The organism is Thermosulfurimonas sp. F29, from assembly GCF_019688735.1.
Lineage (GTDB): Bacteria > Desulfobacterota > Thermodesulfobacteria > Thermodesulfobacteriales > Thermodesulfobacteriaceae > Thermosulfurimonas_A.
Window position 1 is genome coordinate 148,236 of sequence record NZ_JAIFYA010000002.1, and the last position, 24,616, is coordinate 172,851.

Here is a 24,616-nt window from a genome sequence, read left to right on the forward strand (position 1 = left end):
GGCAGACGGTGCCCTCCGGCGGCCGCCAGTTCAAGTATGCTCCTCCTCGTCCTCCTCCTCCATCTTGAGAAGCTCTTTAAAGCGTATGTCCATGCCCAGGATGCCCACGATCTCCTCGTATCTGTCCCGGATGGGGGCCGAGACGGTCAGACACAGGGCTCCGGTAACCTTCGAGGAATAAAAGTCCGACACATACACCCGCCCGGTCTTAAAGGGTTCCAGGAACCAGGGCCGATCCGAATAGTCCTCGTCTTTGAGGAGGTGCTCGTAGCGTCCCCGATCCTCCACATGGGTTATGAGGGGGGTGATGCGTCGCCCCTCGCTGTTCACCACATAGATGAACTGAATGTAGGGATGTTCCTCCAGGAACTCCCGCAGGACCGGAACGATTTTCTCCGGATCCATGGAACGGATCTCGGAGCGTTCGGCAAGCTCCTCGGCGAGACTGGTGAGAAGCTTCTCAGCCCGGGCCTTCATGCGATCCAGGTCGGAGACGAAGAGTTCCGGAATGTACTTGCGCACCAACTGCATCATCTCTTCGTTGGAGATGGAGGTGATGCGCCCGGCCTCGTACTGCTTGATGATGTGCTTGTAAATCTTGGCCACTCCGGGATGACGCTTGTCGATCTGTTTGTCTCCCTTCAGGTGAAAGTGGGTATTGATCCAGTAGGCGATACCGGCGGTGCCGCTCTTGTCGGTGATGATGATCCCGACGGGACGGTTGAGGAGTTTTTTGGTGTCGAAGGGATTGTAAATCTCTTCGTTCTTGAGGAGACCGTCGATGTGGATGCCGGCCCGGGTGGCGTTGAATTCCGAGCCCACGAAGGGCTGGTTGGCCGGAATCTTCTCGCCCAGCACCTCCCGATAGTAGTCGGCGATCTCGGTAATTACCCGGGTATCCACTCCGTTGTGAGTCCCGCGCAGGGATATGTACTCGAAGATCATGGCCTCGAGCGGGGTGTTTCCCGTGCGCTCTCCGAATCCCAGGAGGGCGCAGTTGACCGCCGCGCAACCGTAAAGCCAGGCCGCGGTGGCGTTGATGACCACCTTGTAAAAGTCGTTGTGCCCGTGCCACTCCAGAAGCTCCCCCGGCACCCCGGCCTCCTCGATGAGGACCCGCACCAGCTTGGGCACGCTCCGGGGAAGAGCCGCCTCGGGAAAGGGAACCCCCAGCCCCAGGGTGTCACACAGCCGGATCTTGACATCTATTCCGGATTCCTCCCGGAGCTTCATGAGTTCTATGGCAAAGGGCACCACGAATCCGTAAATGTCCGCCCGGGTGACATCCTCGAAATGACACCGGGGCACGATCCCCAGCGAGAGGGCCTCCTTAACGATGGCCAGATACCCCTCCAGCGCCTCCCGGCGGGTCTTCCCTAGCTTGAGGAAGATGTGGTAGTCGGAACAGGAGGTAAGGATACCGGTCTCCCTGAGCCCCATTTCCTTTACCAGCTTGAGGTCCTCGGTCCTGGCCCGGATCCAGCCGGTGACCTCCGGATAGCGGTATCCCAGAGCCAGACACCTCTCCACGGCCTCGCGATCCTTCTGGGTATAGAGGAAGAACTCGCTCTGCCGCACCACCCCGTTCGGCCCTCCCAGCCGGTGCATGAGCTTGTAGAGATCCACGATCTGTTCCACGGTATAGGGGGGACGAGCCTGCTGACCGTCGCGGAAGGTGGTGTCGGTTATCCAGATGTCCCGGGCCGGATTCGGGGGGACATAGCGATGATCGAACTCGATGTAGGGCACATCCGTGTAGGGGAAGATCTCCTTCATGAGATTGGGTTCGGGGACATCCTTCAGTTCCGGCTGCCAGAACTTGGTGTGCACATGCTCGAGAAGCCTCTTGTCCGGATTCCACCTGGGCATGACCGACCTCCTTCTTGCCTGAAAATGCCTCTCCCACCATAACACAGAAAACCCGATCCGACGACCGGGTCCGAGAAGGGCGGGCGAGGACTCATCGGGAAAAACCGCGAAGACGATACAGACGGTAGTAACGAAGGACCGCCTGCACATACCTCCGGGTTTCGGGGTATGGGGGGAGGCCGCGGAAGCGTCGCACCGCATCGGGGCCGGCGTGATAGGCGGCCAGGGCCAGCCTGAGATCGCCGAATTCCCGGAGAAGGCGCTTTAGAAACCGGGCGGCCCCGTAGAGGTTGTCGCGGGGGTTGAAGGGATCCCGCACCCGCATCAGCCGGGCGGTCTCGGGAAGAAGCTGCATGAGACCTAGGGCCCCCTTGGGGGACACGGCCCTGGGATTGAAGCCGGATTCCACCCGGGCCACGGCCTTAAGAAGCGCCGCGTCCACCCCCTCCCTCCGGGCCACCTCCTCGAAAAGAGATTCCAGGGGGCCCGAAGGGCTTCGGCGAGGCGTGCGAAGGTAAAGACGCCACCCCCGCCCCAGGGGCACATTGGTGAAGTGGACCCTTCCCTCGGAATCCACATAACGGTAAATGTCCGCCCGGGCCCAGGAGGCCACCCCCAGAACTAGGAGGACTGCAAGAATCGCTCGCGACATTTTTCGCTGCAAAAATAGTAGGTTTCCCCCTCCTTTTTGAGTTTATAAGCCGTGCTCTTGGGACAGTAAACCCCGCAAACCGGATCCCTCACCAGTTCGTCGGAAAGCGGCGTCCTCTTCCTCTCCCGTCCTTCCCCGTGGAAAAGGGCCTTAAGATCCTCCACCAGGCCCCGCACGGACCACAGCACCAGCAGGACAAGTATCAGAAGAAGAATGAGCCGGATCATCCCTGTTACTTTACTTCCACCTTTCCCTTTTCGGCAAGACACCCGTGAGAGAACCCATCCTGACCACCCTCTCTCTGTTTTCGAGATTCTCCCACAGCTCCCGCACGGTCTTACCGAAAACGGGATGCCGGAGGTCCGGGGCTATCTCGCAAAGAGGTGCCAGCACGAAGGCCCGCTCGTGCAGGCGGGGGTGGGGCACCTGTACCCACTCTTCCCGGAGGATCAGATCCCCGTAGAAAAGGAGGTCTATGTCCAGCACCCGGTCTCCGCACTCCCTTCCTCGCCTTCGGCCCAGCCGCAGCTCTATCTCCAGCCCCCGGCTCACCAGCTCCCAGGCCGAGAGAGAGGTTTCCACGGTCACCACCAGGTTGTAAAACCAGTTCGGTGAGGAAAACCCCACCGGTTCGGTCAGGTAGAGGGAAGAGACCCTCCCCAGACGGACTCCCGGTGTAGCGGAAAGGTACTCAAGGGCCCGGTGCAGATTTCCGGCCCGATCTCCCAGGTTGGAACCCAGGCCGAGGTAAGCCCGCACTAAAGGTTTAAGGCCGCCAGGCGTCCCAGAGCCTCCTCGAGGCGATCCTTCCCCACCGTGAGCGCAATACGGAAAAAGCCCTCCCCCGGCTCTCCGAAGCCGTTTCCGGGGGTAACCACGATCCCGGCCTCTTTGATCAGGCGGGCACAGAACTCCGCCGAGGTGTATCCCTCGGGCACCCTGACCCAGAGGTAAAAGGTGGCCTTCGGTGGATAGACCTCGAAGCCGAGTTTTTGCAGGCCCTCAAGCATCACCCGTCGCCGCTCGTCGAAGATGCGCCGGTGCTCGGCCACACAGTCCTGCGGGCCGGTGAGGGCCGCAATGCCGGCCTCCTGTACGGCCTGGAAGCATCCGGAGTCCACATTGTTCTTGACGGTCACGAGCCCCTTCACCAGCTCGGCCCCTCCCACGGCAAAACCGATCCGCCAGCCGGTCATGCAGTAGGTCTTGGAAAGGCTGTGAAACTCGATGGCCACCTCCTTGGCCCCCGGCACCTCCAGGATACTGGGCGGCACATACCCGTCGTAGTAAAGCTCGCTGTAAGCCGCGTCGTGGGCCACGATGAGCCGGTGCTCCCGGGCAAAGGCCACCACCTCCGCGAACCACTCCCGGGTAACCACCGCGGTGGTGGGATTGTTGGGGTAATTGATCCAGAGGATCCTGGCCCGGGAGAGAACCTCCCCGGGAATGGCCGAAAGATCGGGTTTGAAGTCGTTTTCCGCGGTAAGCGGAAGATAGTAGGTCTCTCCCCCGGCAAAAAGAGTTCCGATGTGATAGACCGGGTAGGCCGGCGTGGGCACCAGGACCACATCCCCGGGATTCACGAAGGCCAGGGGGAAGTGGGCAATGGCCTCCTTGGACCCGATCAGGGTCACCACCTCGGTGGCGGGGTCGAGCTCCACCCCGAAACGATTCCTGAACCACTCGACCACCGCCTCCCGAAAGGCCATCATCCCCACGCTTGAGGGGTAGTGGTGATTCTCCGGTTTTTCCAGGGCCCGTTTTCCGGCCTTAACGATGTGGGGAGGGGTGGGAAGATCCGGATCCCCCACACCGAGATCGATCACATCCATACCTTTGGCCCTGGCCTCGGCCTTTAGCCGGTCAAGCTCCACGAAAAGGTAAGGGGGAAGCTTCCTTAGACGCTCCGAAAACTCGAACACCGCCTCCTCCTTCTCCTTACTTAAACGGCGATTACCTCCAGGGCCCGGGACTCCTGCAGGGCCCTTTCGGTAATCCTCTCCCCGATAACCACCGGCAACACCGGACACTCCATGATCCGTCTCAGGACTTCGGCCCGTCGGGCGGCCCGTTTCACATCCTCCACATCCACCGTAAGAGAAACCTCCGCCGCAAGACAGGCCTCCTTTTTTGATTCCTTGAGTTTGCCTCTTACCAGGACATCCAGACGCAGGACCTCCAGACGCTCCTCCTCCGTAATGCGTCCCACTTCGAAGGCCTCATCCACCAGTTCGGCAAGGTCCTCGGCCGGGATCACCCGACAGCGGAGAAGCACCCTCCCGAAGTAAGAAGGGGCCTTCTCCCGCACCTTGCGCTCGAAGTTGTCTCCCTTGAGCATGGCCACATCCCTTTTGAGCTGCTCTACATCTTTCTTGAGTTGCTCTACATCTTTCTTGAGCTGTTCCACATCCCGCTCAATGCGGGACAGGCGGACCTCCTGAGCCCCCACGCGTCTTTCCAGTTCCGGATACCGGTGTCTCAGAAATTCCTCGAATTTGCGGGGAAGCTCCAAGAGGTCCGCCGTAAGAATCACGGAACGCAATTCCTCCAGCCACTCCGGGCGGCTCCGGAGCACCCGCAGAAGGTCACTGAAGGTGCGGATCTCCGGACTATCGTTCACGCTTGCCCTCGATAAACTCTAGGGTCATCTGACGGGCCTTCCAGTCCGGATACTGCTCCGGAGGGTGTTTCATGGTGTAGGCGGAAATGGAGATAAGCGGCCCGCCGATTCCCCGGTCCTTGGCCAGTTTCGCACAGCGAATGGCGTCCATGGCCGAACCCGCGGAGTTGGGCGAGTCCTCCACGCTGAGCTTGAGCTCGATGTACATGGGGACCCCGCCGAAGAGTTCTCCCTCGAGCCGGATGTAGGCGATCTTGTTGTCCTTGAGCCAGGGCACATAGTCCGAGGGACCGATGTGGATGTTTTCGGCCCCGATGTCGTAGGGGAGAAGACTGGAGACCGCCTCGGTCTTGGAGATCTTTTTGGTCTTCAGGCGTTCCCGGGCGAGCATGTTGAGGAAGTCGGTGTTCCCCCCGAAGTTGAGCTGATAGGTGCGCTTGATGGGTACCCCGCGATCCACCATGAGCTGAGCCAGGGTCCGATGCACTATGGTGGCCCCCACCTGGCTCTTTATGTCGTCGCCCACCGCGGGAATGCCCTCTTTGGCAAAACGCTCGCCCCACTGCCTGTCGGAAACGATGAAGGTGGGCATGGCGTTAACGAAAGCCACCCCCGCTCTGAGACAGGCCTCGGCGTAGAAGCGGGCCGCCTCCTCGGACCCCACCGGAACATAGTTTATTAGCACATCCGCTCCGGTGTCCCTGAGCACCGCCACCACATCCTCCAGATCGTCCTCCTTCTCGTCCGAGAGCACGAAGGTGCGCCCCTCGGGGTAATCCTTCATGTGTCCGGCGCAGCCGTCCAGGGTCTTTCCCCGGCGCACCCTGACCCCCGTCTTCGGGACATCCGGGTAAAACACCGTGGTGCAGTTAGGAGGAGAGAAGATGGCTTCGGCCACATCCTTGCCCACCTTGCGGGCGTCCACATCCCAGGCCGCCACCACCTCCACATCCCAGGGATGATAACCGCCGATCTCCGGAAACATCACCCCCTTGATGGCGTCGAGACCCTTCTCCTTGTAATAGTAGATTCCCTGAATGAGCGAACTGGCACAGTTTCCGACGCCCACAATGGCAAGCCTGACCTTCTTCTCCGCCATAACCTCCCCTCCTTCTCTGGATTTTGCTGAAATAAAGCCGAGCTATAGACCCGCCTCAGAGAGGTAGCCCCTCCCGCAAAAAAACGGGCTGCCATAACTATAAGTTTTAAGGTTTTGATGTGCAAGGGGCCGCGCGCCCCCCTTGTGAAAGAAAACAAACTCTGGTAGGTAAGGAACTATGGATAAAAAAGGGGGGCGGATCGGGTTAGTGCTTCTTCTGTTGGGGCTCGGGTTAATCCTTCCGGGTCTTTTGAGGGCCTCTTCCCCTCCTTCCCCGGAGAGGGAGGACCTGGCCGGGATTGTAAGGGACAATAATGCTCGATTGCGTTACCTTACCTCTCAGATCCTCCAAATTCAGGACCAGAACGAGCGCATCCTGGCCCTCGTGCAGACGGAAAACTCCACCCTTAACCCCCTTCTCGAAAGACGCTTGCGGGAGCTCCAGGTTCAGCTGGAGGAACTGAAGATCCAGGTCCAGATCCTGGGAAAAGCCCTTATCGCTCTGGTAGCGGTGCTGATCCTGGTAATCATTCTCGTGTTAGTCCGCTCCCGTCGGCCGCCCCGACCGGGTTCCATACGCATCTAATCCAGCCTCACGCTCACCACCTTCGAGACCCCTCGCTCTTCCATGGTTACCCCGAAAAGGGCGTCGGCGATTTCCATGACCCGGGGATTGTGCGTCACCAGAATGACCTGGGAGTGTTCCCTGAGCTTTTTCAGAAGTTCGTTGAAACGCAGGGTGTTGGCCTCGTCGAGCGGAGCATCTACCTCGTCCAGGATGCAGAAGGGTCCGGGTTTGACCAGGTAAAAGGCAAATAGAACGGCCAGGGCGCAGAGGGCCTTCTCGCCCCCGGAAAGCATGGTCAGGTGTTTCACGGGTTTGCCGGGGAGTTTAACCCTCAGGTCAAGCCCGGCGGAAAGGGGGTCCTCGCTTTCGGTAAAGTAAAGTTCCGCTCGCCCTCCCTCAAACAGAAGGGGAAACACCTCGGCGAGTTTGCGATTGGCCTCGGCCAGGGCCTCCCGTAGTCTCTTTCGGCTTTCCTCATCCAGGCGTTTAAGGGCCTTCTCCAGATCCTCTGCCGCGGAAAGAAGCTCACTCCGTCGGGAGGAAAGAAACTCCAGGCGTTCACGGGCCTCCTTTAATTCCTCCGCCGCGGCCAGATTCACCGGAGGGAACTCCGCGAGACGCTCCCTTAAGCGAACCATTTCCTCCTCCACGGAGGATAGATCCTGCCTCACCGGTCGCGTTTCTTCGAGGAAGGATTCGATTTCCGTGTCCTGGTGTTCCCGGGCCTCCCTGCGCAGGTGCTCCAGCGTCATTTCCGCTTCCACCCGATCCAGTTCCAGCCTGTGGCGTTTCTCCTGGAGCCTGCCGAGCTCCCTCTCCAGGTTCTTCTCCTCGGCCTCGAGCTCGGCAACTCGAGCCTCCGCCTCCCGCAGGGCTTCCCGGATCTCCAGCCATTCCTTTTCCACCCTCTCCATCTCTTCTTCCAACCGGCTCCGATTCTCCCTTTCGTTGCGCAACATGTTTCGCACGAAGTTCAGTTCCTCGGAAAGGAGGGACTCCTGTTGAAGGGCATTCCTGCGACGCCCCTCCACCTTCCGTTTTTCTCCCTCAAGCTCGTTCCGGCGACGCCTCAAGGCCTCAAGCCTTCCCGCAAGCTCGGAAACCCGGGCCTCCCTTTCCCGAAAGGCCCTCTCCAGCTCCCTTCCGCTTCGTTTCAACTCCTCCCACCGCTGACGAACCTTCCTCCCCTCCCCCTCCATCCTCGCCAGCTCCCTTTCGAGGATCGCTCTCTCCTCCTCAAGGGCCTTCTTTTCCGCCACACTGATCTCGCGCTGTTCCTCAAGCTCCCTTCTCTCCCGGTCAAGAAGGGCCTCTTCCTGGGAGAGTCTTTCGCCCTCCCGTCTCAGATTCTCGACCTCCCCGGCCAGGGCCTTTCGCTCCCTTTCCAGGGTATCCCTTTTTCCGGCCAGGATCCCGGCATACTCCCGCAGGTCTTGAAGCGCTCTTTCCAGCTCGGCCTTTTTCTTCCCCAATCCTTTCCTTTCCTCCTCGAGCTCCCCGAGCCGAACCGCAATCTCCCGGAGTCGTTTCCGAAGGGCCAGCAATCCGCTTTCCCCGGCCTCGACCTTGATCAGAAATCCGGGGGGCTCGAATAGGACCTTCTCCCTTCGGAAAAAAGCCCTCTTTACGGGCCTTTCCGCGGTAAGGCTTTTCAGCTCCTCCCTGGTGTCCAGGTCCTCCAGCTGGGCCCGCAGGATCTCGAGTTCCTCCCCCGGAGCCACAAAAACCCCTCGCACCCCCTCCCTGGGCAGGAGATCCTCCAGCGCTTTCGTGTCCCTGATCACGGGATAGGTGAGTTTTTCACCGAGCAGGGCTTCCGCGGCGGGAATCCGTTCCGGGGGTATCTCCAGCACCTCGGCCAGAAGCCGAAGCCCTTCTCCGGAGTCTCTGAGCCGCCTGAGCTCCGGGGGGAGAGCCCCGCGAATTACCCGTTCCAGCCCCTCCTTTTCCCTCAAAAGGGCCCTTTCTTCCCCCGCGATGTCCCTAAGTCTCTCCTCCAGGACCTTTACCTCGGCCCGGAGCCCCTCCTCCTTTTTGCGCGTGGCCTCCTCCTCTTCCCCGACCTTCCGCCGTTTTTCCTCCACGAGCTCCAGCCTCTCCTCCAGCTCTTTTCGTCTTCGGGAGAGTTCCATCCGACGGGAAGAAAGTTCGGCTCTCGTTTTCACTATACGGTTTTCGCGATCGAGAATCCTCTCCAGTTCCTTTTCCAGCTTCTGAAGGAGACGGTCCGCATTGCGGAGTCGCTCTTTAAGGGATACCTCCTCTTCCCCCCTCTTCCGCACCTCCCTTTCCAGGTCTCCCATAGCCTTCCGGTGCTCCAGATAACGCTTTTCCAGCTCGCGAAAGGCCTCTTTTTCCCGGGCCAGAAGTTCCTCCCCCGAGGCGATCTCCTCCTCGAGCCGGCGTCTTTCCTCCTCCAGGCGTTCCAGCTCCTCGGAAAGGGCCTCGGCCCGGGTGCGCTCCCTCTCCAGACGCTTACCTATTTCTGCCTCTTCCCGATAAAGCCTGCGCAGTTTTTCGATCCTCTCGCGAAGCTCGGCCTTGAGGCTGTGAAGGGTTTCCTCTTTTTCCCTGCTTATTCGTTTTAGAGTGCGTGCCCTCCTCAGGGCCTCCTCGTAAAGGGGAATCAGGTGCTCCCTTCGTTTTTCAAGCTCACTCCGGGCTTCCTCAAGACGCTCCAGGGCTTTTTCGGCCTTCTCCCTTTCCCGCAGGGCTTTGAGATAAAGAATGGCCAGCCTGGTCAGGGAAAGCCGACGCAACTTTTCCCTGAGACGCAAAAATTCTTCGGCCAGCCGGGCCTGTTCCTCGAGGTGTCGCACCCGATCCCTTATTTCCGCGAGAAGATCCTCTACCCGGGCCAGGTTTTCCCTGGTGCGGGCCAGGTTGCGGCGGGTCTCCTCCCGGTTAAAGCGATAGCGCGAGATGCCGGCCAGCTCTTCCAGAAAGAATCTCCTTTCCTGAGGGCTCCATTCCAGAAATTTCCCCACCTCCCCCTGATCGATGAGTCCGTATCCCCTGGGGTTTACGCCGGTGTCCAGGAAGAGGTACTGGATGTCTTTCAGACGGCAGGCCCGGTTGTTGAGAAGAAATTCCGATTCTCCGGTGCGATAGAGGCGGCGGGCCACCACTATTTCGGGCCAGTCCTTGAATTTTTCAGGAGCTTTTCCGTCGTTTTCCAGAACCAGCCTCACCTCGGCGAAACCGGGAGCCCGACCGTGATCCCCGGCAAAAAGCAGGTCCTCAGCGTTTTTCACCCGGAGACGCTTGAGGCTCTGTTCACCGAGGACCCAGCGCAGGGCGTCCACGATGTTGCTTTTCCCGCTTCCGTTGGGGCCCACGATGGCGGAGATCCCCGGAGGAAAGGGCAGGCTAACCCGATAGGGGAAGGACTTGAAGCCGTAGATCTCCAGTCGCTTGATCCTCATGGGCCTCTCTATTTTAAGGGCTCTTGACTTTTGGGAAAAGGTCTTTACATTAATGGACGCGGACGCGGGGTAGAGCAGCCTGGTAGCTCGTCGGGCTCATAACCCGGAGGTCGCGGGTTCAAATCCCGCCCCCGCACCCAATTTTCCTCAATTTTTAGCCGAGTTAGAGCAAATCATCAATTGAGATTCATTCTTGATAGTCTCTTTGGGGTACCTTTGGGGCACCTCTCTGGAAAGCGTTGATAGCCAAGGGTTTCTCGGTGAGACACAATTACAACAAAAGTAATTTTCAAGAATGTGTTTCTGATTTTGGGCGGTTATTCCCGATTTTTCTTTGGGAAAAAGTAACGGATTCAAGGAGAGTTGTTAGGCAGCTTTTTTGATCGTAAGGGCCGGTTCGGGGATAGGGATGCCCTTCTCGAGATAAAATTTAAAAAGGTCGGCCTTGATTTTTTCGAGGTTGGCGAGAGCTTCTTGAGGGGTTTCGCCATCACCCTGGAAGGCTAGTTCCCCTAGTTCGGGGATGTAAGCCCGCCAGCCCCCGCCTTCTTCGGGCAGTATGGGTTCAATCGAAATGCGTTTTCTACTCATTCTTCAAACTCTTCAGGAACTATTTGTTTAAGTATAGCAACCAATCGCCGAATATAGAACCCTTTGACTTTTTGTCCACCCTTTACTGGAATAGTAAGAACGCCTCCTGGACCGGTTCCGGCAACGCTCTTGAGCCTTTCGTCGTGGTGCCCTCGCCATCAGGAAGAAAACGAATGAGACCATTTCCCTTCCGCCAGAGCTTGCCCGGGTGGCGGAGGAGATAGCCCGGGAGGAAGGAAAGACTCTTAGTGGCGTGGTTCAGGAGGCCTTGAGGCTTCTCAAAAGGCAAAGATTTTCCGAGGAATTTAAGTCCATCCAGGACTACTGGTCTCGCAAGGCTCGCGAGAAGGGCATCCTCACCGAAGAGGATCTTGAGCGCTATCTCAAGGATTAATGCGGGTTGTCTTCGATACCAACATTTATATCTCCGCTCTGGTTTTTCCCGGAGGTCTTGCGGAAAAGGCCATCTATCGAGTCCTTGAAGGGAAAGACGAGCTTTTCATTTCCAAAGCGATCTTTGACGAGCTATTGAGAGTCTTAGCGACTAAGTTCAGCAAAGACCGGGAAGAACTTGCCCGCCTAGCGGTATGGCTATCTGAAATAGCTCAATTTGTAAGCCCCTAATTAAAAAGAAAGCTCTTCTTGCCAAACATCTCTACGGTCTCAAAGAGGAGCTTTGGGAGGAGCTTGAAAAGGGCTCTTTTAAAGGAGATGACGATGTGGTGGTGAGGGCGAGGGCTTTGTGTCCGATCTTGAGACCCTTGGGCAGAAATAATTACAAGAAAAGTTATGGAGTTTTGGGGACGCGAAAGAGAAATCGAGGTTCTCAAACGAGAGCTCACTCGGCCTGGGTTGAGGATTTTCCTTTTACGGGGACGCAGACGGGTGGGAAAGACCGCGCTTATTCGCCATTTCTTGCAGGAAGCCGGAACGGAGGCTTTTTACCACGAGGCCGTCTCTCATGAACCACCGCGAATTTTTCTGGAGTCCTTGATGCGTTTTCTCAAGCCGGAGCATCCGTTACCCCTTGATTTCGAGGGAGTTTTCTGGTTGCTCGCGGAGAAGAGTAAGCGTTCGGGGCGCAAGCCGGTCGTGGCTATTGACGAATTTCCTGATCTCCTTGAGTCCTGGCCGGGGTTGGCCGGGCATCTGCGGCGCTGGATTGATCTCCATCCCGAGGCCAATGTCCTTTTCATCTTTGCGGGTTCTTCTCTTTCTCTTATGTAAAGCCTTTGAGGACCGTAATCAGCCCCTTTTTGGACGGACCTAAGGCACGATAGACCTCGGGCCGTTTGAGTGGAGGGAACTCACGGAGATTTTCAAGGAAGTTTCCCCGGAGAGGCTTTTCAGGATATATGCCACCATCGGAGGAACCCCTTATTGGTGGAAGGTCTGGAGGGAGCCCCTTGGGTTTGAACGGGATGTAAGTATCGGTGAGGTGCTTGACCTATTCTGGGAGCCACCGCACTGGAGCGCCGCTATCCCCGGATCCCGGAAGTGGCCACCAAAAGCGATCTTTCCGAAACGGAACTCAAGCTCATCAAAGAGATCGAGCAGACCCGAAAGGAAATCAAGGAAGTGGAGGGCCGGCTGGCCAGGGAAATCGAGGAGGTGGAGCTTGAGCTTTCCAGGGAGATCGAGGAAACCAGAAAGGAAATCAAAGACCACCGAAAGGCGAAGTCCGTTGAGAATTATGGTTCTGGAGAAACGGGAAAGGGAAAGCTCCAACTTTTTTAAAATAAGACGACAGAAACCGGGGGTGAACTACCTTCTCGGTCCCGGGATTGATCCAAAAGTTGCCCCTCTCGATCCGAAGGAAAGTTATATGATAGTGCGGTTTTCCGGGCCGGAGCCGGCCTTTTCCGCCGGGCTTTGCGCCCTGTGGCTGGCTTTGGTTTTCGGAGGCCTGGGGGCGAGAAGCCGACGGGGCTTCGGAAGTTTCCGGGTGGTGCCTCTTGAAGGAGACGAGGCCCCGGTAAGTTTCGCGAAGCCGGAAGGAAAGAATCTTTCTTCTTTTATCGGGCAGGAATTGGGCAAATTAAAGAATCGTCTTAAAGATCTTTACGGAGCTGATTCCAATCCGCCGCCTGAGATCCCCTCCTTTCCCGTCCTGAGACCGGAATGGTGGAATTCCACCCTGGCCTGGCCCCCTCGCTCCTTCAGAAAGAGCTATCCGGAGGCTCTGGACTACCTGGGTAAAAAATGGCGGGCCTTCAGGATGGGGAAAACCACCGCGAATCTCAAAAAGGAAGAACTTTTCGGATCCGAAACCCACACCCGGGATTATGATAGCCTCCTTTCACGGAGATGGTTTGGCCTTGGCAGAACCCGTCCCGGGGAGATCTTTCTCCCCGGGACCTGGTTTACCTGAGCGGCACGGTGGTGATCCGCACCTTTTCCGGAGCCAGGAAGCGGGCGATGTCGTAGGAAGCCCGGATGATTACATCGCGGGCCACCTCCTCCATGGCCGTTCCGGAAAGTCCCGAGAGGGCTCCGCCGAAGCCCACCTCGCCTCCGGCTCCCGCACCGGCTTTTTTTCTCCTGGCGTTTCCATCTCCTGCGGTGATTGAGCTCCTGCAACCCCGGACTTCAAAACAACCACTTGAGGATGCCCACCATAGCCACCACCTGCCCCGTCCAGAAAAGAAACATCCACCTCACCATCCGGGCCTCCACCTCCCTGATTTCCTTTCGGGTCTGCTCGATCTCTTTGATGAGCTTGAGTTCCGTTTCGGAAAGATCGCTTTTGGTGGCCACTTCCGGGATCCGGGGATAGCGCGCTCCAGTTCCTCGAAGACCTCAGCCAGGAGACGGGCCTTCTCTTCCCCGTATTCCCGAAAGGCTTCGTAAATCTTTACGGCATAACCCATATTTTTTCCCTTTGATTATTCCATTTTTATCTTGATAAGCAGAAAATACAACCAAAATTCCCGGGTTTCCGGTTAATGAAAACCCGGGGTAATCTGCCCCCGATAGGTGAAGACGGAAAAGAAGTGAGGAGCCGCACCGAGAGGCATCCCGGGATTTGGTGGCGAAGCCCCCAACGCGGGAGTCGGACTTGTCCGGAAATTTTGAGGATAATGCCTGGTTGACAACCAGGGGAAAGACTTTAAAGTATTGAAATAAATTTTCAATAAGGTGATTTATGGAAAGACCTCCCGGTTCGGAGCTCGAAATTTTTAGGGATTTTATAAAAAAGAAAGGGCTTCGATATACAAATGAGCGTGAGATTATATTGCGAGAGATTTTCAATATACATGATCACTTTGATGTGGACGAGTTGTATCTGCGGCTGCGTAATAAGGGACATCGCATTTCCAAGGCCTCCATTTATAGAACGCTTCCTCTTCTAATCGAGTGCGGTCTGGTACAGGAGGTCTATCACGAAGACGGGCACATGCACTACGAGCACATTTACGGGCACGAGCCTCATGCTCACTTTCGCTGTCTTTCCTGTCGCCGGGTGGAGGAGTTTCGGGACGAGCGTCTGGAGGAAGTGGCCCGGGAATACGCGGAAAGGTATGGCGTGGAGATCAAGATGACCCGGTTTGAGATCCTGGGCTACTGTTCCAACTGTCGAGAGAAGGGGGCATAGTGATGGGGTTTCGGTGGCGCTGGAGGAGGGGACACTGTCACGGTCGTAAGGGCCGGGTCTGTCCGCGCGTGGAAAACCTTACCACCCTGGATGAACTGCGCACCGGAGAGGAAGGCACCATCGTGAAAATCCTGGGCAACGGTGCCTTTCGCCAGAGATTGCTGGAGATGGGGTTTCTGCCCGGCACCCGCGTGCGGGTCATCCGTTACGCGCCTCTTGAGGATCCCGTGGAGTACGAGATAAAGGGCTACCATGTGGCCCTGCGCCACGAGGAAGCGGCCAAGGTGCTGGTGGAGAAATGTCCGAAATCGTAGTGGCGCTGGCCGGGAACCCCAACGCCGGCAAGACCACCATTTTTAACCGGCTTACCGGGGCCCGCCAGAAGGTGGGCAACTGGCCCGGAGTGACCGTGGAAAAGAAGGAAGGAGAATTCCGGGCCGGGGGGTACCTCTTCCGGCTGGTAGATCTTCCCGGTATCTATTCCCTCACCCCTTACTCCTTGGAAGAGGTCATTGCCCGGAACTTCATCCTGGAGGAGAATCCGCGGGTCATCCTCAATGTGGTGGATGCCTCCAATCTGGAGCGGAATCTGTATCTCACCGTGCAGCTCATGGAACTCGGTAAGCCCCTGATATTGGTCCTGAACATGATCGATGTGGCGAAGAGCCGCGGAATTTATGTGGATACGGAGGGTCTTTCCCGTCTCCTCGGGGTGCCGGTGGTTCCCACCGTGGGCACCAAGGGTATGGGGATTGAAGAATTAGCGGAGACCCTCGTGGCGGTGGTGGAGGGACGGAGGGAGAGCCGTCCGGTGCACATCAACTACGGGCGGGAGATAGAGGCCGCCCTTTCCGAACTTGCGGAACTCCTTTCCGGGGCAGACCTTCTTCCGGATTATCCCCGACGGTGGCTGGCCCTCAAACTCCTTGAAGGAGATCGAGAGGTGCTGGATCGGGTGCGCGGGGAGTCGGCGGCGGCACCGGTACTTGCCCGGCTGGAGACCATCAGGGAACGGCTCACGCGGCTCTTTGACGAATCCCCCGAAGCCCTCATCGTGGAGGCCCGCTACGGTTTTATAGCCGGGGCGGTGCGGGAGGCGGTGCGGGTTTCGGCCATTTCCCGGAAGACCCTCTCCGAACGCCTGGACGACATCCTCACCCATCGCCTTCTGGGATTCCCCATCTTCATAGGCCTCATGTACCTTCTTTTTTATCTGACCTTCAAACTCGGGGCCTACCCGGTGGCCTGGCTGGAAAGGGCCCTGGAGTTTTCGGAAAACCTCCTGCGCGCCCATCTCCCCCCCGGACTTTTCCGGGATGTCCTGGTGGACGGGGTCCTGGGAGGGGTGGGAGGGGTCCTGGTCTATCTTCCCAACATCCTTTTTTTGTTTCTGGGGATCAGTCTGTTTGAGGATACCGGATATCTGGCCCGGGCGGCCTTTATCATGGACAGGGTAATGCATTCCCTGGGTCTGCACGGCAAGGCCTTCATTCCTCTTCTCATGGGGTTCGGTTGCAATGTTCCGGCCATCCTGGCCACCCGGACCCTGGAAAATCCCCGGGAGCGCATCCTCACCATTCTCATCAATCCGCTCATGAGCTGTTCGGCCCGTTTTCCGGTGTATGTACTTTTCGCCGGGACCTTCTTTCGAGGGCACGAAACGCAGGTGGTCTTCGGACTCTATGCCCTGGGGGTGGTGCTGGCGGCCCTGGTGGCCCGCTTTTTCGGGCGGATCCTCATTCGAGAGGAGGATATCCCTTTCGTTCTGGAGCTCCCTCCCTACAGGTTGCCCACGGTGAGAGGGCTTTTCTTCCATGTCTGGGATCGCACCAGGATCTATCTCCGGAAAATGGGAGGGGTGATTCTGGCGGCCTCGGTGCTGCTGTGGGCCTTTTCCGCTTTCCCCCGTACCCAGGCCGGCCCTCCGGAGTTGAGCCAGAGTTATATAGGCCGGGCCGGACACCTCCTGGAACCCCTGCTTGCGCCCCTGGGCTTTGACTGGCGTATGAGCGTGGCCCTGGTGACCGGTTTCGTGGCCAAAGAGGTGGTGGTTTCCTCTCTGGGGGTGCTTTACAAGGTGGGGAAGGATACCTCCCAGACCCTGGAGGAAGCCCTCCGGGCTTCGGGACTCCATCCGGCGGCGGCCCTGGCCTTTATGGTTTTTGTTCTGCTTTATGTGCCCTGCGTGGGGACGCTTGCGGCCATATGGAAGGAAACCGGAAGCTTCCGTTATCCTTTACTCAATGTCGTTTATCAATTGGTCCTGGCCTGGGTTATGGCCTTCTTCACTTATCGCCTGGGACTCATTGTGCTAGGATAAAGGACGAGGGAGGAGGTCTATGCTCGATCTCAGGCTCATTCGGGAAAGACCGGACTGGGTTAAGGAGCGTTTGCGGAGTCGGGGAGGAGATTACCCGGTGGATCAAATCCTCGATCTTGACGCCGAGAGGCGGCGGCTCACTGCCGAAGTGGATGCCCTTCGCCATGAACGAAAGACTTTGTCGGAGAAGATAGGCCGTCTGAAAAAGGAGGGCCGGGACGCCGAGGTTCTGGTGGCACGGGTCCGGGGGATCGGGGAGAGGCTCAGGGAGCTCGAGGAGCGATTGCGGGAAATAGAAAGGGAAGAGCAGAACCTCCTTCTCGAGCTTCCCAATATTCCCCACGAAAGTGTGCCGGTGGGAGAGGACGAAACCCAGAATCAGGTGGTCAAACGCTGGGGAGATCTTCCGCGCTTCGACTTTGAACCCAGACCGCACTGGGAAATCGGGGTGGAGCTGGGAATCTTCAACTTCGAACAGGCGGCCAAGATCACCGGTTCCCGATTCGTGGTGTATCACGGGGCGGGGGCCCTTCTCGAACGAGCCCTCATCAACTTCATGCTCGACCTTCATGTGCGCAAGCACGGCTACCGTGAGGTTCTGCCCCCCTTTATCGTGAACGAGACCACCCTTGTGGGCACCGGACAGCTTCCCAAATTTAAGGAAGACCTCTTTAAACTCGAGGATTGGGATTACTACTTGATCCCCACGGCCGAGGTTCCGGTTACCAATCTTCACCGGGACGAGATCCTGCCCGAGGAGGTGCTTCCCCTTTATTACACGGCCTATACCCCGTGTTTTCGCTCCGAGGCCGGGGCCCACGGGCGGGACACCCGGGGCATCGTGAGACAGCATCAGTTCAACAAGGTGGAACTGGTAAAGCTCACCACTCCGGAGACCTCTTACGAGGAGCTGGAGAGCCTTTTGCTTGACGCCGAGGAGGTGCTGCAGCTTCTGGGGCTTCCCTACCGGGTGGTTCTTCTCTGTACCGGTGATCTGGGATTCGCCGCGGCCAAGACTTACGACATCGAGGTCTGGGCCCCGGGGCAGAACCGCTTTGTGGAGATTTCCTCCTGTTCCAACTGCGAGGACTTTCAGGCCCGGCGAGCGAGAATCCGTTATCGCCCTAAAGGAGGCGGTAAACCCCGTTTCGTGCACACCCTGAACGGTTCCGGTGTGGCCGTGGGGCGCACGGTAATGGCCATCCTGGAGAATTATCAGCAGGCCGACGGCTCGGTGGCGATACCGGAAGTCCTCCGTCCCTATATGGGAGGGATGGAACGCCTAGAAAAGTCAGAATAATTACTTTTTTTCTTTAATAGAACTATCCTGGATGGTTTTTTTTATAGTTCGAAACACTAGAGTGAATACTTCCTCAAAAGAGGCGGGGGAACAGCGCCCCATCTCTATAAACTTTATGACAATTTCCTTCGTAGCCCGAAGAATGGCTTCTTCTTCTCCGCTCAAGCGCCGTCCGATTTTTTCTGAAGGACTTTCCGATTTCATAAAGTTGAATAAGGATTTAGCATTATCCCGAACGGGCGTCAAGAAGCCCGCCTTGCCATGAGACCATCTTTAAAAATCACCGATTTCGACTATGTTGGTACATAGGGAGGAACTTTAAAAGGGGTTTTCCGTTAAAATGGCTGGGAAGATGTATATTCTTAAAGCGTCGTGGATTCTGCCGGCCTGGGACCGTGAACCCATTCAAGACGGAGCCCTTCTTATTCAGGGGGAACGGATTGAAGCGGTGGGCTCTACCGAGGAACTTATCCAAAGATATTCGAATCTTCCTGTAGAGGATCTGGGAGAGGTCCTGGTCTTTCCCGGATTAGTCAATGCTCATACGCACGCCCCCATGACCATATTCCGGGGTCTGGCGGATGACCTTCCCCTCATGGTCTGGCTCCACAACTATATCTTTCCCGTGGAAAGCCACCTGCGAGCCGAATGGGTTTACTGGGGGGCCAAACTGGCCGTGTGCGAGATGTTGCGTTCGGGTGTTACCTGCTTTTGTGACATGTATCTTTTTGAGCCCTGGGTGATCCGAGCGGTGGAGGAGACAGGGGTTCGGGCGGCCTTGGGGGAGGGACTGTTTGATTTTCCTTCCCCGGGTTACGGTGCCCTGGAAAAAGGACTTAACCTTACCGAGGAGCTTCTTAAAAATTTCGAAAGGCACCCCCTTATCAACATTATGGTATGTCCGCACGCGGTTTATACCTGTTCCCCGGAGACCCTTAAAAAGATCCGTCGTATTGCCGAACGCTATGGAGCCACCGTTCACATCCATCTCTCGGAGACCGAAGATGAGGTAAAAGAGTGTGTTTCGCGTTACGGTCGGAGGCCGGTGGCTCATCTCGACTCCCTGGGGCTCCTCACGGGAAACCTTCATATAGCGCACGCGGTGGAACTCACGGACGGAGAAATAGAGCTCCTTGCCCGCCGGGGGGTTTCGGTGGCTCATTGTCCGGAGAGCAATCTCAAGCTGGGTTCCGGGATAGCCCGGATTCCGGAGATGCTTGCCGCCGGAGTCCGGGTGACCCTGGGCACCGACGGACCGGCCAGCAACAACGATCTGGATCTCCTTTCGGAGATGCGCACCGCCGCCCTCCTTCAAAAGGGTCTTTACCGGGACCCCACCGTCCTTCCGGCTCGGGAGGTCTTTCGCCTGGCCACGGAGGAGGGGGCCCGGGCTCTCGGATTCCCCGAATGCGGACGGCTAGAGAGGGGGTTTAGGGCCGATCTGGTCACCCTGGACCTTACCCGGCCGGATCTTACCCCGGTTCACGATCCCCTTTCCCTTCTGGTTTACAGTGCCCGGGCCGGGGCGGTTGTCGATGTAATGGTGGAGGGACACTGGCTCATGCGCAGGGGAAAGTTTCTTACCGTTAATGAGGAGGAGGTGCGGATCCGAATTGCGGAAGTAGTTCGGGAGATCCGCACGCTCCTCCGGAAATGATCACACTATTCCCGAATCTGGCCCTCCCCGAAGACAATAAATTTGAGCGAGGTGAGCTCCTCCAGGGCCATGGGACCGTAGGCGTGTAGTTTGGTGGTGGAGATTCCTATCTCGGCCCCCAATCCCAGCTCACCGCCATCATTGAAACGGGTGGAGGCATTGACCATTACCACGGAGGCATCCACTTCGCGCAGAAACCGCATAGCCCGGTGATAGTCCTCGGTAACGATGGTTTCGGTATGATTGGAACCATACCGGGCAATGTGGTCCAGAGCCTCCTCCATGGAACTCACCACTCTTACGGCCAGGATGAGATCCAGGTATTCGGCCTCCCAGTCCTCCTCCGTGGCTTCCCTGGCCCAGGGGATAAGCTTCCGGGTCTCGGGACAACCCCGCAGTTCTACTCCGTAGTTCTTAAAATCTTCACCCACCACCGGTAAAAATTTCCCTGCCACATCCCGGTGCACAAGGAGGGTTTCCATGGCATTACATACTCCGGGACGCTGTACCTTGGCGTTCACCGCGATGCGTCGAGCCATATCCAGATCCGCATATTTGTCGACATATACATGACAGACTCCCTTGTAGTGCTTGAGGACCGGGATGCGCGAGTTCTCGGTTACGAAGCGGATCAATCCCTCCCCTCCCCGGGGGATGATGAGATCAATATATTCTTCAAGTTTTAAAAGCACACTTACCGCCGTCCTATCGGTGGTGGGGACCACCTGTACGGCGTCCTCCGGGGCCCCCGCGGACCGGAGAGCCTCCCGAAAGATCCGTGCCAGAGCCAGATTGGAATTGATGGCCTCTGACCCCCCGCGCAGAATTACGGCGTTTCCGCTCTTGAAACAGAGCCCGGCTGCGTCGATGGTTACATTGGGACGGCTTTCGTAGATCATGGCGATTACCCCCAGGGGGATACGCATACGTCCCACCCACAGACCGTTAGGCCTGCGCCACATCTTCACCACCTCCCCCACCGGATCGGGGAGGGCCGCCACCTCTTCAAGTCCACGGGCCATCCCCTCTATAACCTTATCCGAAAGGGTAAGTCGGTCGATTAGGGCGGATGAAAGTCCTTTTTCTCGGGCATAAACAAGGTCTTTTTCATTTTCAGCCTGTATATAGGCCTTTTCCTCACGCAGGCGACGGGCGGTCTCCAGCAGGACTCTATTTTTCACTTCCGTAGAAAGGGCGGAAAGCTTTCGGGAAGCCTCCCGGGCCCGCCGGGCCAGATCGGCAACCATAGCTTCTACCTCAGCCATAACCCCCTCCTTTGCCGGAAATTTTTCCTATTTAAACCGCAAGACCACGCAAAAGCAACCCAAAACGGGCTTTTTGAAAAGGTTCGGCGGGTAAAAGGTTTGACAACGAGTAAAGGCTTTGGCATTATCCCCGTTAAATCTTGCTTGCAGGAGGGGCTGATGCGTAAGGTATGTCTTTGGATTCTGTTGTTCTTTCTCCTTTTCGATTCCCCGGTATTGGCCAAAAAACCCTATCGAATAGGAGCCCTCTTTTCGGTGACTGGTCCCACCTCGTTTATCGGTGATCCGGAGAAGAAGACCCTGGAGATGCTGGTAGAGGAGATCAACCGGGCCGGGGGCATAAACGGCCATCCCGTGGAGGTGGTCATCTACGACACCCAGGGTGAGGAGACGCTTGCGGTGCAGAAGTTCATGCGCCTGGTGATGCAGGATCGTGTGCTGGCGGTGATCGGTCCCAGCCGCACCGGAACCAGCCTGGCCGTGGCCCCTCTGGCCGAACGCTATCGGGTGCCCCTTATTTCCTGTGCGGCCGGAATCAAGATCGTGGAACCGGTGCGCCCCTATGTCTTCAAGGTGGCCCAGAGCGACCGCCTGGCGGTGAAAAAGATCTACCGGTACCTTCGCCGCAAGGGGCTCACCAGGGTGGCCCTCCTTACGGTTTCCAACGGATTCGGCCAGAGCGGTCGGGAGGAGCTCAAGCGACTGGCCCCTCAGTACGGAATCACCGTGGTGGCGGACGAGCTCTTCGGCCCCAAGGACACGGACATGAAGCCCCAGCTTATTCGGATCCGCAAGACCGGGGCCCAGGTCGTTATTTGCTGGGGGACCAATCCGGGGCCGGCCATCGTGGCCCGTAACATGCGTGAGCTGGGCATGACCCAGAAGCTCGTCATGAGTCACGGGGTGGCCTCGAGGCGCTTCATCGAGCTGGCCGGGGCCGCCGCCGAGGGCATCATCCTTCCGGCCGGAAAACTCATCGTGGCCCACGAGCTCCCGGACAGCGACCCGCAAAAGCCCCTCCTCCTGAGCTACATCAAGCGCTACCGGGCTCGCTACGGCAAAGAGCCCTCCTCCTTTGGAGGACACGCCTACGATGCCTTTCTCCTCCTTAAGGAGGCCCTGGCCAGGGCCGGAGCCGATCGGGCCGGGATCCGGAACGCCCTGGAACGCATAAAAGGCCTCAAGGGCATCCACGGTGTCTTCAACATGAGCCCCCAGGATCACAACGGTCTTTCCGAGCGCGAAGCCTTCGTGCTGGTGGAGATCAGGAACGGAGACTTTCACCTGCTTGAGGAATAAAGGAGGTAAATGGATAACTTTCTCGAGTTTCTCTTTTCCGGGCTGGTGAACGGGGCCATTTATGCCCTCATCGCCCTGGGTTTCATGATCATTTACAGCGCCACAGGGGTGATCAATTTCGCCCAGGGCGAGTTCGTGATGCTGGGAGCCATGATCACGGCCTGGCTCTCGGGACGGGGCTGGCCCCTGGCCCTGATGATCGTCGTGGCCCTGGCCGGAGCCACTCTCGTCGGGGTACTTACGGAGCGCCTCGCCCTTCGCCCGGCCCGCACGACCAATCCCTTAATCCTCATCATTATCACTATCGGAGTCTCCATTCTCATAAAGGGGCTGGCCATGTTCGCCTGGGGTAAGGAGCCCCTGCCGGTGCGTCCCTTTCTTTCCCCGGCCCCTCTGCACCTGCTCGGGGCCACGCTCCCCCGTCAGGGGCTTCTGGTGCTTGCGGTATCGGCCCTGGCCTTCGTGGCTACGGAGTCCTTTTTCAGGTTCACTCTGTGGGGGAAGGCCATGCGGGCCTGCGCCTACAACCGTTTCGGGGCCCGGGTGCTGGGGCTCAATCTCTCGGGGCTTACGGCCCTCTCCTTCGCTCTGAGTGCGGCCCTCTCGGGGCTGGCCGGGATTATCATTTCACCGCTCACCTTTGCCGCCTACGACATGGGCACCATGCTGGGACTCAAGGGCTTCAGCGCCGCGGTATTCGGAGGGCTGGGCTCGGCCTGGGGAGCCCTTCTCGGAGGATTCACCCTGGGCGTTCTCGAGGCCCTGGCCGCAGGCTACCTATCCTCCGCCTACAAGGATGCCGTGGCCTTCCTGCTGCTTCTGACGGTGCTTTTCGTGAAGCCCGAGGGACTCCTCAGTCCCGAAAGGGTGGAGAAACTGTGAGGCGGGAATACCTCAAGATTATGGCCCTCGTAGGGGTGATTCTGGGGCTATACCTGGGTCTCCGGAACGAGTACCTCTTCAATGTGCTCACCATGGTGGGGCTTCAGGTGCTGGTGGTTATAGGGCTTTCCCTTCTCATGGGGTTTGCCGGGCAGGTTTCCCTGGGGCACGCCGCCTTTTACGGCCTGGGGGCGTATGCCTCGGCCATAATCTCCACCAGGTACGGGGTCTCGCCCCTGCTGGGTATCCTCTTCGCCCAGGTCTTGACCCTCGTCGTGGCCTTTCTCCTGGGGCTCCCCACGCTCAAACTGCGGGGGCACTATCTGGCGCTCGCCACCCTCGGCCTGGGGGTGATCGCCGAGGTCTTCTTCAAGGAGACCGTAAACCTCACCGGAGGACCTTCGGGCCTGGTGGGGATTCCCCCGCTTCCCTGGGTTCCCCTTTCCTTCAGGAGTTACTTTCTCGTGGTGTGGATCCTGGTGATCCTCTTTCTGGTGATCGCGCTCCACATCATTTACTCCCCCTGGGGACGGGCCCTTCTTGCCCTTCACGACAGCGAAGCGGCCCTGCGCTCTCTGGGGTATAACATTCACCGGTTGAAGCTGGGGGTATTTCTCTTTTCGGCCTCTTTGGCGGCTCTAGCCGGCTCTCTCTACGCCCACTGCGTTACCTTCATAAGCCCCTACAGCTTCACCTTCCTTCATTCCATCAAGTTCGTGACCATGGTGGTCGTAGGCGGGATCGCGAGCCTCTGGGGAGCAGTGGGGGGAGCAGTTTTTCTGGCCGTTCTGCCCGAGATACTCTCCCGCTTCGAGGATTACGAGGTGGTAATTTTCGGAATCATTCTTATACTGGTAATGATTTACTGCCCGGAGGGGCTCATTTCGGCTCTGGAGAGGAGGCTATGGCGGTTCGCAAGATCCTGATTTTCGGCGATCCCCTTCTGCGGGACCGGGCCGAGGAGATCCGGGAGATAAACGGTGACCTCCAGGCTCTCATCGAAGACATGGTGGAGACCATGCGTGCGGCCAAGGGTCTGGGGCTGGCCGCAAACCAGGTGGGGGTATTAAAGCGACTCTTTATTATGGACCTTTCCGAAAAAGAGGAAGGCCCGCGAGGGCTCCTGGTCTTCATAAACCCCGAAATCGTGGAGGCTGAGGAGGAGCTCTACGAGGAGGAGGGTTGTCTCAGCATCCCGGGCTATTCGGCCAAGGTGCGTCGGAAGGCCCGGGTGCTGGTCCGGGCTCTGGATCGGGAGGGGAATCCCTTCGAACTGGAACTGGAGGGGCTTGCCGCCCGGGCCGTCCAGCACGAACTCGATCACCTGGACGGCATCCTCTACATAGACCACCTCTCCCCCCTCAAACGCAAGCTTTTCCAGCGCTGGTGGAAAAAACACCGCCCCCGCGGTAAGTAATCGTCTCTACCCTCAAACGATCACCCTATTTTTACCTTACGGAATCTTCTCCACTTT

At 58.0% G+C, this 24,616-nt stretch carries 27 protein-coding genes and 1 tRNA gene; 16 read left to right on the forward strand and 12 right to left on the reverse strand.

From position 1 onward, the window contains the following. Positions 1-30: 30 nt before the first annotated feature. The 7 genes from K3767_RS05325 to K3767_RS05355 all read right to left on the reverse strand — a co-directional run bounded on the left by K3767_RS05325 (position 31) and on the right by K3767_RS05355 (position 6,240). On the reverse strand, positions 31-1,869 hold the full coding sequence (locus tag K3767_RS05325; protein ID WP_221172534.1) for a cache domain-containing protein: 1,839 nt from the start codon (positions 1,867-1,869) through the stop codon (positions 31-33). A gap of 91 nt (positions 1,870-1,960) precedes the next feature. Further along, complete coding sequence (locus K3767_RS05330) at positions 1,961-2,521, reverse strand: lytic transglycosylase domain-containing protein (RefSeq protein ID WP_221172535.1); 561 nt, start codon at positions 2,519-2,521, stop codon at positions 1,961-1,963. Further along, positions 2,491-2,748, reverse strand: coding sequence for a YHS domain-containing protein (locus tag K3767_RS05335; protein WP_221172536.1), 258 nt, complete (start codon positions 2,746-2,748; stop codon positions 2,491-2,493). The genes K3767_RS05330 and K3767_RS05335 overlap by 31 nt, the downstream gene beginning before the upstream one ends. Positions 2,749-2,758: 10 nt before the next feature. After that, on the reverse strand, positions 2,759-3,280 hold the full coding sequence (gene folK, locus K3767_RS05340; protein WP_221172537.1) for a 2-amino-4-hydroxy-6-hydroxymethyldihydropteridine diphosphokinase: 522 nt from the start codon (positions 3,278-3,280) through the stop codon (positions 2,759-2,761). Next, positions 3,280-4,443, reverse strand: coding sequence for an LL-diaminopimelate aminotransferase (locus K3767_RS05345; RefSeq protein ID WP_221172538.1), 1,164 nt, complete (start codon positions 4,441-4,443; stop codon positions 3,280-3,282). The genes folK and K3767_RS05345 overlap by 1 nt, the downstream gene beginning before the upstream one ends. Positions 4,444-4,463: 20 nt before the next feature. Continuing rightward, positions 4,464-5,141: a hypothetical protein gene (locus tag K3767_RS05350; protein ID WP_221172539.1), complete on the reverse strand. Its 678-nt coding sequence runs from the start codon at positions 5,139-5,141 to the stop codon at positions 4,464-4,466. Further along, on the reverse strand, positions 5,131-6,240 hold the full coding sequence (locus K3767_RS05355; RefSeq protein ID WP_221172540.1) for an inositol-3-phosphate synthase: 1,110 nt from the start codon (positions 6,238-6,240) through the stop codon (positions 5,131-5,133). The genes K3767_RS05350 and K3767_RS05355 overlap by 11 nt, the downstream gene beginning before the upstream one ends. A gap of 208 nt (positions 6,241-6,448) precedes the next feature. Between K3767_RS05355 and K3767_RS05360 the strand changes: the two genes are divergently transcribed. Next, entirely contained in the window at positions 6,449-6,826 is a 378-nt protein-coding gene (locus K3767_RS05360) for a hypothetical protein (RefSeq protein ID WP_221172541.1), read from the forward strand. Here K3767_RS05360 and K3767_RS05365 read toward each other — a convergent pair. Then, positions 6,823-10,233, reverse strand: coding sequence for an AAA family ATPase (locus tag K3767_RS05365; protein ID WP_221172542.1), 3,411 nt, complete (start codon positions 10,231-10,233; stop codon positions 6,823-6,825). The genes K3767_RS05360 and K3767_RS05365 overlap by 4 nt on opposite strands. Positions 10,234-10,296: 63 nt before the next feature. On the opposite strand from K3767_RS05365, the gene K3767_RS05370 reads away from it, so the two are divergent. Beyond that, positions 10,297-10,373: transfer RNA gene (locus K3767_RS05370), tRNA-Met, on the forward strand. A gap of 226 nt (positions 10,374-10,599) precedes the next feature. On the opposite strand, the gene K3767_RS05375 is transcribed toward K3767_RS05370, so the two are convergent. Then, positions 10,600-10,824 (reverse strand): type II toxin-antitoxin system HicB family antitoxin, encoded by a 225-nt coding sequence (locus K3767_RS05375; protein WP_221172543.1) that lies wholly within the window; start codon positions 10,822-10,824, stop codon positions 10,600-10,602. Positions 10,825-11,032: 208 nt separating this feature from the next. On the opposite strand from K3767_RS05375, the gene K3767_RS05380 reads away from it, so the two are divergent. The 5 genes from K3767_RS05380 (at position 11,033) to K3767_RS05400 (ending at position 13,195) form a co-directional block, all read left to right on the forward strand. Further along, the gene (locus tag K3767_RS05380) at positions 11,033-11,218 is read left to right on the forward strand and encodes a hypothetical protein (protein WP_221172544.1); all 186 of its coding nucleotides are present in this window, start codon (positions 11,033-11,035) and stop codon (positions 11,216-11,218) included. Further along, positions 11,218-11,448 carry a putative toxin-antitoxin system toxin component, PIN family gene (locus K3767_RS05385; protein ID WP_221172545.1) on the forward strand — a complete coding sequence of 77 codons (231 nt, stop codon included), beginning with the start codon at positions 11,218-11,220 and terminating at the stop codon, positions 11,446-11,448. The genes K3767_RS05380 and K3767_RS05385 overlap by 1 nt, the downstream gene beginning before the upstream one ends. 165 nt (positions 11,449-11,613) lie before the next feature. Next, positions 11,614-12,051: an ATP-binding protein gene (locus tag K3767_RS05390; RefSeq protein ID WP_370630441.1), complete on the forward strand. Its 438-nt coding sequence runs from the start codon at positions 11,614-11,616 to the stop codon at positions 12,049-12,051. A gap of 270 nt (positions 12,052-12,321) precedes the next feature. Further along, positions 12,322-12,561, forward strand: a complete 240-nt coding sequence (locus K3767_RS05395) for a hypothetical protein (protein ID WP_221172547.1) — start codon at positions 12,322-12,324, stop codon at positions 12,559-12,561. Positions 12,562-12,649: 88 nt separating this feature from the next. Beyond that, the gene (locus tag K3767_RS05400; protein ID WP_221172548.1) at positions 12,650-13,195 is read left to right on the forward strand and encodes a hypothetical protein; all 546 of its coding nucleotides are present in this window, start codon (positions 12,650-12,652) and stop codon (positions 13,193-13,195) included. On the opposite strand, the gene K3767_RS05405 is transcribed toward K3767_RS05400, so the two are convergent. Both K3767_RS05405 and K3767_RS05410 read right to left on the reverse strand, forming a co-directional pair. Further along, positions 13,188-13,331, reverse strand: a complete 144-nt coding sequence (locus K3767_RS05405) for a hypothetical protein (RefSeq protein WP_221172549.1) — start codon at positions 13,329-13,331, stop codon at positions 13,188-13,190. The genes K3767_RS05400 and K3767_RS05405 overlap by 8 nt on opposite strands. 82 nt (positions 13,332-13,413) lie before the next feature. Beyond that, positions 13,414-13,581, reverse strand: a complete 168-nt coding sequence (locus tag K3767_RS05410) for a hypothetical protein (protein ID WP_221172550.1) — start codon at positions 13,579-13,581, stop codon at positions 13,414-13,416. A 388-nt stretch (positions 13,582-13,969) separates the two neighbouring features. Here K3767_RS05410 and K3767_RS05415 point away from each other — a divergent pair, with 388 nt between their 5' ends. The 5 genes from K3767_RS05415 to K3767_RS05435 all read left to right on the forward strand — a co-directional run bounded on the left by K3767_RS05415 (position 13,970) and on the right by K3767_RS05435 (position 19,696). Beyond that, positions 13,970-14,419, forward strand: a complete 450-nt coding sequence (locus K3767_RS05415) for a Fur family transcriptional regulator (RefSeq protein WP_255592302.1) — start codon at positions 13,970-13,972, stop codon at positions 14,417-14,419. Between the two features lie 2 nt (positions 14,420-14,421). After that, positions 14,422-14,733 (forward strand): FeoA family protein, encoded by a 312-nt coding sequence (locus K3767_RS05420; protein WP_221172552.1) that lies wholly within the window; start codon positions 14,422-14,424, stop codon positions 14,731-14,733. Next, the gene (gene feoB / locus K3767_RS05425; RefSeq protein ID WP_221172553.1) at positions 14,718-16,739 is read left to right on the forward strand and encodes a ferrous iron transport protein B; all 2,022 of its coding nucleotides are present in this window, start codon (positions 14,718-14,720) and stop codon (positions 16,737-16,739) included. Before K3767_RS05420 ends, feoB begins: the two co-directional genes overlap by 16 nt. Positions 16,740-16,758: 19 nt before the next feature. Next, a complete protein-coding gene (gene serS / locus K3767_RS05430) occupies positions 16,759-18,039 on the forward strand; it encodes a serine--tRNA ligase (RefSeq protein ID WP_221172554.1) in 1,281 nt (426 codons plus the stop codon). Positions 18,040-18,379: 340 nt separating this feature from the next. After that, entirely contained in the window at positions 18,380-19,696 is a 1,317-nt protein-coding gene (locus tag K3767_RS05435; protein WP_255592303.1) for an amidohydrolase, read from the forward strand. 5 nt (positions 19,697-19,701) lie between these two features. Here the strand turns inward: K3767_RS05435 and K3767_RS05440 are convergent, their stop codons facing one another. Next, positions 19,702-20,961, reverse strand: a complete 1,260-nt coding sequence (locus K3767_RS05440; protein ID WP_221172555.1) for a glutamate-5-semialdehyde dehydrogenase — start codon at positions 20,959-20,961, stop codon at positions 19,702-19,704. Positions 20,962-21,120: 159 nt separating this feature from the next. Between K3767_RS05440 and K3767_RS05445 the strand changes: the two genes are divergently transcribed. The 4 genes from K3767_RS05445 to def are packed head-to-tail and all read left to right on the forward strand — an operon-like array spanning position 21,121 to position 24,559. Further along, positions 21,121-22,260, forward strand: a complete 1,140-nt coding sequence (locus K3767_RS05445; RefSeq protein ID WP_221172556.1) for an ABC transporter substrate-binding protein — start codon at positions 21,121-21,123, stop codon at positions 22,258-22,260. 9 nt (positions 22,261-22,269) lie between these two features. Further along, positions 22,270-23,142: a branched-chain amino acid ABC transporter permease gene (locus tag K3767_RS05450; protein WP_221172557.1), complete on the forward strand. Its 873-nt coding sequence runs from the start codon at positions 22,270-22,272 to the stop codon at positions 23,140-23,142. Further along, positions 23,139-24,068 (forward strand): branched-chain amino acid ABC transporter permease, encoded by a 930-nt coding sequence (locus K3767_RS05455; RefSeq protein WP_221172558.1) that lies wholly within the window; start codon positions 23,139-23,141, stop codon positions 24,066-24,068. Before K3767_RS05450 ends, K3767_RS05455 begins: the two co-directional genes overlap by 4 nt. Then, positions 24,047-24,559 carry a peptide deformylase gene (gene def / locus K3767_RS05460; protein ID WP_221172559.1) on the forward strand — a complete coding sequence of 171 codons (513 nt, stop codon included), beginning with the start codon at positions 24,047-24,049 and terminating at the stop codon, positions 24,557-24,559. Before K3767_RS05455 ends, def begins: the two co-directional genes overlap by 22 nt. The last annotated feature ends 57 nt before the right edge of the window (positions 24,560-24,616 follow it).

What these genes read in the sequence shown, in the direction of transcription:
- K3767_RS05325 (WP_221172534.1), bottom strand. Translation starts at nt 1,869, where the DNA reads ATGCCCAGGTGGAATCCGGACAAGAGGCTTCTCGAGCATGTGCACACC.
- K3767_RS05330 (WP_221172535.1), bottom strand. Translation starts at nt 2,521, where the DNA reads ATGTCGCGAGCGATTCTTGCAGTCCTCCTAGTTCTGGGGGTGGCCTCC.
- K3767_RS05335 (WP_221172536.1), bottom strand. Translation starts at nt 2,748, where the DNA reads ATGATCCGGCTCATTCTTCTTCTGATACTTGTCCTGCTGGTGCTGTGG.
- K3767_RS05355 (WP_221172540.1), bottom strand. Translation starts at nt 6,240, where the DNA reads ATGGCGGAGAAGAAGGTCAGGCTTGCCATTGTGGGCGTCGGAAACTGT.
- K3767_RS05365 (WP_221172542.1), bottom strand. Translation starts at nt 10,233, where the DNA reads ATGAGGATCAAGCGACTGGAGATCTACGGCTTCAAGTCCTTCCCCTAT.
- K3767_RS05375 (WP_221172543.1), bottom strand. Translation starts at nt 10,824, where the DNA reads ATGAGTAGAAAACGCATTTCGATTGAACCCATACTGCCCGAAGAAGGC.
- K3767_RS05385 (WP_221172545.1), top strand. Translation starts at nt 11,218, where the DNA reads ATGCGGGTTGTCTTCGATACCAACATTTATATCTCCGCTCTGGTTTTT.
- K3767_RS05390 (WP_370630441.1), top strand. Translation starts at nt 11,614, where the DNA reads ATGGAGTTTTGGGGACGCGAAAGAGAAATCGAGGTTCTCAAACGAGAG.
- K3767_RS05400 (WP_221172548.1), top strand. Translation starts at nt 12,650, where the DNA reads ATGATAGTGCGGTTTTCCGGGCCGGAGCCGGCCTTTTCCGCCGGGCTT.
- K3767_RS05415 (WP_255592302.1), top strand. Translation starts at nt 13,970, where the DNA reads ATGGAAAGACCTCCCGGTTCGGAGCTCGAAATTTTTAGGGATTTTATA.
- K3767_RS05420 (WP_221172552.1), top strand. Translation starts at nt 14,422, where the DNA reads ATGGGGTTTCGGTGGCGCTGGAGGAGGGGACACTGTCACGGTCGTAAG.
- feoB (WP_221172553.1), top strand. Translation starts at nt 14,718, where the DNA reads ATGTCCGAAATCGTAGTGGCGCTGGCCGGGAACCCCAACGCCGGCAAG.
- serS (WP_221172554.1), top strand. Translation starts at nt 16,759, where the DNA reads ATGCTCGATCTCAGGCTCATTCGGGAAAGACCGGACTGGGTTAAGGAG.
- K3767_RS05435 (WP_255592303.1), top strand. Translation starts at nt 18,380, where the DNA reads ATGGCTGGGAAGATGTATATTCTTAAAGCGTCGTGGATTCTGCCGGCC.
- K3767_RS05440 (WP_221172555.1), bottom strand. Translation starts at nt 20,961, where the DNA reads ATGGCTGAGGTAGAAGCTATGGTTGCCGATCTGGCCCGGCGGGCCCGG.
- K3767_RS05445 (WP_221172556.1), top strand. Translation starts at nt 21,121, where the DNA reads ATGCGTAAGGTATGTCTTTGGATTCTGTTGTTCTTTCTCCTTTTCGAT.
- K3767_RS05450 (WP_221172557.1), top strand. Translation starts at nt 22,270, where the DNA reads ATGGATAACTTTCTCGAGTTTCTCTTTTCCGGGCTGGTGAACGGGGCC.
- def (WP_221172559.1), top strand. Translation starts at nt 24,047, where the DNA reads ATGGCGGTTCGCAAGATCCTGATTTTCGGCGATCCCCTTCTGCGGGAC.